This is a genomic window from Virgibacillus sp., from assembly GCF_013393565.1.
GTDB classification, from domain to species: domain Bacteria; phylum Bacillota; class Bacilli; order Bacillales; family Amphibacillaceae; genus Virgibacillus; species Virgibacillus dokdonensis.
On record NZ_JABXHF010000118.1, the window covers coordinates 1 to 5,770 of the forward strand.

Here is a 5,770-nt window from a genome sequence, read left to right on the forward strand (position 1 = left end):
TTGTAACCATTTTACAATTTACACCCGTACTTCCATGGGTGATCAAACAGCTAACACCTATAATGGGGGTATTTGGGCTTTCCGGAGAAGCAGCTGTTCCATTAGTGCTAGGAAATGCATTAAATCTATATGCAGGTATAGCAGCTATTGTTTCTTTTGAATTTACGGTAAAAGAAGTTTTTATTATGGCTATAATGCTGTCATTTTCCCATAACTTATTTATTGAATCGGCAGTAGCGTCCAGGGTAGGAGTTAGTTGGTGGCTCATTTCTGGAATTCGTATAGGTTTAGCGCTATTTGCTGCAATTGTCATTAACCTTGTATGGGAAGGTGGTTCCGAACAAGCTGTTTACGGTTTTATTTCCAGTTCAACCCCTGCTTTAAATGGCTGGGGGGAAATTGTTTTACACGGTTTACAGACAGCAGCTATTGCGATAGTTCAATTAGCACTTATTGTTATTCCGCTTATGATTGTAATGCAATTTTTGCGCGAAATGGGTTGGCTAACAAAACTTTCCAAAGGCTTTGGTCCATTTACAAAAGCACTTGGAATGAAAGAAAATACTTCGATGACGATGGTAGCAGGGCTAACGATTGGTTTAGCTTATGGTGCTGGAGTTATGATACAGGCTGTGAAAGAAGATGGAGTCGAGAGAAAGGATATGATACTTGCGCTGATCTTTCTTGTATCTTGTCATGCTGTTGTAGAAGATACGCTCGTCTTTATTCCGCTAGGTATACCAGTTTGGCCGCTATTAATCATTCGTTTAGTAACAGCGATTGTATTAACGATGACAATAGCTTATATTTGGAATAAACTAGATAAAAATAAAAGGAAGGAACCGACAACAAATGAGCATTCGTACAATACTTTTTGATTTAGATGGGACATTAATAGATACAAATGAGTTAATTATCGCCTCGTTTTTCCATACATTTAAGCAATATAATCTACAATTTACGCGAGAAGAAATTATTGAGTTTAATGGTCCTCCTTTAGTAGATACGTTTAAGGCAATCGATTCAGAAAAGGCAGACAGCATGGTGCAAACGTATCGAAGCCATAATATGAAAGAACATGATAATTATGTTAAGGTATTTCCTTATGTTATAGAAACATTGGAGCAGCTAAAACGAAACGGATTCAAATTAGGGGTTGTTACAACTAAAATGCGATCAGGTGTGGAAAAAGGGTTATCTACTACAAAGTTAACAGCTTATTTTGATACTGTGATTACATTAGATGATGTCAAGAACCCAAAACCACACGCAGAACCAGTATATAAAGCGATGGAAGAGTTAACTGCAGAACAACCTTCAACATTGATGATCGGCGATAACGCACACGATATAGAGGCTGGGAAAAATGCAGGTGTGCAAACAGCTGGAGTAGCATGGTCTTTTAAAGGAAAAGAACGTTTATTACAATATGAACCAACATTTATGCTAGAGGATATGCGTGATCTTTTAAACCTTACAGGAGTGTAAAACATGCGAAGAACAAAGCGTTACCCTGTGCAACATACAAATTCCTTATGGCAAATGTATAAGACAGTGTCATTTTGGAAAATCATGAGGAATTTTATCATCATTCAGCTAGCCAGATATACGCCTTTTTTACCTGTGAAAAACTGGCTTTATCGTACATGCTTATCGATGAAAATTGGTAAACAAACTGCTTTTGCGCTTATGGTTATGCCAGATATAATGTTTCCTGAAAAGATTACGGTAGGAAAAAATAGTGTCATTGGCTATAATACGACGATCTTAGCTCATGAATATTTAATTACAGAGTATCGGCTTGGAGAGGTTAGGATCGGTGATGAAGTCATGATAGGAGCGAACACGACTATTTTGCCGGGAGTTCATATTGGTGATAGGGCGATTGTTTCAGCTGGTACATTAATTCACAAAGATGTGCCTGAAGGAGCATTTGTTGGGGGAAATCCAATGCAAATAATCCATACAAAAAAAGAAAGGGAGGAAAAACATAATTCAAATGAAGGCAGGTGAAAGATTTGCACGTTCCGACTGGTATATTGCCGGCTATACGTAAGATGAAGGACTTTGATAAAGCATTAGAAACAGGATACCCGACTATTGTTATTTTAGAAACACGTTTAGCACAAATTAAGAGTCTCGTTGCCCACACTAAAAAATCAAATAAAAATATTTTAATTCACTTCGATTTAATTCAAGGTTTAAAGTCGGATGATTACGGAATGGAATATGTACTTAGGGAAATCAAACCAGATGGTATTTTATCAACAAGAGCAAATGTTATTCGCATGGCTAAAAAACATGGCTTACTGGCTATTCAACGGGTGTTTCTATTGGACAGTTTAGCGCTGGAGCAAAATTTAAAGCAGATTGAAAATGCCAAGCCGGATTGTATTGAAGTATTACCAGGTCTAATCCCTACCATGATTCAATCGATAAATGAACAAACAAAGCTGCCAGTTATTGCTGGGGGACTCATTAAAACAAGTGATCAAGTAAGACAAGCGCTAGAGGCTGGAGCTGTAGGAGTCTCAACATCTAATACAGATCTTTGGTAATAGGGTAAAAGGAAATCATTGTTGACTGCCTACATATATGTTATACTTTAAGTAAGTTAATAGATGGACGGAGATATGGAGAAGCCGCAAAGCAACTAATATATATTATATTAGTTTGTTTTGTGGCTTTCTTTTTTTACACTTGGTTTATCGTATACATCTAGCCAAGTTTTTCTAAACGCAGCATTGATGAATAATAATCGTTTATCTTTTATGTGTAAATATATTTCCGTTCCATTTTATACATGCGTATCCTGTAAATGGGGTATGGATATATAGAAACAATAGTCGAATATTTAGGGAGTGATGGAGAATGCATACTTTTTCAAGCTTTCAACGTGAGGATAACTTAAAACATATGGAAAGTAAGCAACTGGATTTATTGGTCATTGGTGGGGGGATTACTGGGTCCGGAATTGCTTTAGACGCTACAATGCGAGGGATGAAAACAGGGCTAGCGGAGATGCAAGATTTTGCAGCAGGAACTTCTAGTCGTTCAACAAAACTTGTCCATGGCGGGCTTCGTTACTTAAAGCAAATGGAAGTTAAAATGGTAGCAGAAGTAGGACGGGAAAGAGCTATTGTGTATGAAAATGGCCCACATGTAACAACGCCAGAATGGATGATGTTGCCGTTTTATAAAGGAGGCACATTTGGACCAGTTACGACAAATATTGGTTTGCGCGTATACGATTTGCTAGCTGGTGTAAAAAAATCAGAACGGCGAAAAATGTTAAATATGGAAGAAGCTTTGGCAAAGGAACCGTTGATTAAACAAGATGGCTTGAAAGGAGCCGGTTATTACGTAGAGTATAAGACGGATGATGCCCGATTAACGATGGAAGTATTGAAAAAAGCTGTACAAAAAGGGGCACATGCAGCTAACTATGCTAAAGTGATTGACTTTATATATGATAAAAATAAACAAATAACAGGTGCTATTATTGAAGATCAAATTAAAGGAAAACGCTATCAAGTGCATGCAAAAAAAATGATTAATGCCGGTGGGCCATGGGTGGATGAATTAAGAGAGATAGACGGATCCAAACAAGGGAAAGCGCTACATTTAACAAAAGGGGTTCATCTTGTATTCTCAAAAAAAGTTTTCCCATTACAACAAGCTATTTATTTTGATAGCCCAGATGGTCGCATGATTTTTGCGATACCTCGTGAAAATGTAACCTATGTCGGTACAACAGATACGAGTTACAAAGGGGATATTGCGAATCCGACAACGACAGTTTCTGATCGGGACTATATTTTGAATGCTATTAACTATATGTTCCCGTCATTAAATATTACTGCCGACCATGTAGAATCGAGCTGGGCTGGTTTACGCCCATTGATTGCTGAAGAAGGGAAAGACAACCCAGGAGAAATATCACGTAAAGACGAAATATTTGTCTCTGATTCTGGGCTGATTTCAATGGCTGGGGGGAAATTAACCGGCTACCGTAAGATGGCCGAAGATGTCGTGGATAAAGTTACACAGCAGTTAAAAGAAGAAGAAGGTATTTTATATTCTAAATCTGATACAGTACATCTCCCAATCTCAGGTGGAGAAGTTGGTGGCTCGCAAGGGTTTGCCAAATTTGTTGTTCGTAAGACAGAGGAAGCAGTAGCAGAAGGGATAGATGATTCGACAGCTAAACGATTAATTTACAGGTATGGATCGAATTTTGATAAAATCTTGGAATTTTACCGTGATCGACAGCAAGAAGCAAGTGCTGAAGGGATCGAACGTTGTCTTTTTGCAGAACTAGTATATGCGCTAGAGTACGAGGCAGCGTATAAGCCTGTAGACTTCTTTATTCGACGAACTGGGGCATTATTTTTTGAAATAGAATGGGTAAAGGCACATAAAGACAAAGTTATTTCATATATGGCTAAGGTATTACAATGGACGAATGAGGAAGTAGAGAAGTATACAGGTGAATTAAATATAGCAATGGAAGAGGCTACTCATCCAGTATTAAATAATTAAAGCAAAAACGGGCATCTATTGGGAGATGCCCGTTTTGTTGAAAAAAGCTTAAGAATTTTCCGTACACGTAGGATTGCCTCGTGCTTTACTCTTATTCGAATCTATATCAACGTGCTACTAAATATGGTATAATTAAATTTGTATGTCTACAAATTAGGGGGATATTTATTATGCAGCAAGTTACGAATAAAACGAAAGGAAAACAAAATAACGTTCTCCCTTTTATTCCTGAAGGTGATTTTTATTTTACAAAAGGTATAGAAGCTTTCCAAAAAAGAAAATTTGATAGTGCTGTCAAGTGGGTAAAAAAGGCAATTGATCACAAGCCTGATGAAACTTTGTATCAATGTCAATTATCTATTATATATACGGAAATTGGCGCTTACCATGCTGCTAATGACCTTTTAATGAATGTACTAAAGGTTTCTGAGAATGTCGATTGTTACTATTTAATAGCGAACAATTTCGCTCATTTAGGATTATTAAATGATGCAAAAAAGTACGCTCATCTCTATATAGAAAAAGATTCGAATGGGGACTTTAAAGAAGAAGTTTTCCATTTATTAGAACTACTTGAAATTGAAGAAGACCTAGAGGATGAAGAGTTGGAAGAAGAGGATGAACTTCTTATCTATCAGGAAACGGTTTTTTACCATATGGAGCATCATGAGTGGGAAAAGGCGATGCATATTTTAGAGGAAATGCTTATCTTGTTTCCAAATCAACCAAATATAAAGCATGAGTACGCAGAAACGCTCTTTTTTTTAGGCCATGAACAGCGAGCGGTTAATATGGAGCTTGAAGAAATGGAATCAAATCCAATTTCACTATATGGATGCAATAATTTAGCTATATTTAATTATTATTTAGGTCATATGGAAGCATATAATTTCTATATCGAGCCATTACTAAAAGTATATCCAATTCACGAGCAACAAAAATTACGTATTGCAGTAACATTAGCCCGAACAGGGCAGTATGTAGCTGCTGTAGATAGATTTAAAATGCTAAAAAAAGACAAATTGAATGGGCATCTATCTTATTTTCGCTTTTATGCATTAGCTGCATACCATATAGGAGACCATGAAAAAGCCATGTCTATTTGGAGGGAAGGGTGTAAAAAAAATCATGAATTGAAAAACGAAAATACACCTTGGCATGAGGGTTGAAGCGCCTTGAGCAGAATAATAGACGAAAGTTGGTTTGTTTATTAAGCTAAGTATGGCTG

At 37.0% G+C, this 5,770-nt stretch carries 6 protein-coding genes; all 6 read left to right on the forward strand.

The window, feature by feature from the left end:
* Positions 1 to 878: nucleoside recognition domain-containing protein (locus HLX49_RS16900; protein ID WP_296363375.1), on the forward strand; the 878-nt coding region annotated here is incomplete at its 5' end.
* On the forward strand, positions 853 to 1,488 hold the full coding sequence (ppaX, locus tag HLX49_RS16905) for a pyrophosphatase PpaX (protein ID WP_077705281.1): 636 nt from the start codon (positions 853 to 855) through the stop codon (positions 1,486 to 1,488). The genes HLX49_RS16900 and ppaX, both read left to right, overlap by 26 nt.
* Before the next feature lie 3 nt (positions 1,489 to 1,491).
* A complete protein-coding gene (locus HLX49_RS16910; protein WP_077705280.1) occupies positions 1,492 to 2,013 on the forward strand; it encodes an acyltransferase in 522 nt (173 codons plus the stop codon).
* Positions 2,014 to 2,018: 5 nt separating this feature from the next.
* Positions 2,019 to 2,558: a glycerol-3-phosphate responsive antiterminator gene (locus HLX49_RS16915; RefSeq protein WP_073007849.1), complete on the forward strand. Its 540-nt coding sequence runs from the start codon at positions 2,019 to 2,021 to the stop codon at positions 2,556 to 2,558.
* Positions 2,559 to 2,871: 313 nt separating this feature from the next.
* Entirely contained in the window at positions 2,872 to 4,542 is a 1,671-nt protein-coding gene (locus tag HLX49_RS16920; protein WP_296363378.1) for a glycerol-3-phosphate dehydrogenase/oxidase, read from the forward strand.
* Positions 4,543 to 4,712: 170 nt separating this feature from the next.
* Positions 4,713 to 5,711: a tetratricopeptide repeat protein gene (locus HLX49_RS16925; protein ID WP_296363380.1), complete on the forward strand. Its 999-nt coding sequence runs from the start codon at positions 4,713 to 4,715 to the stop codon at positions 5,709 to 5,711.
* Positions 5,712 to 5,770: the final 59 nt, after the last annotated feature.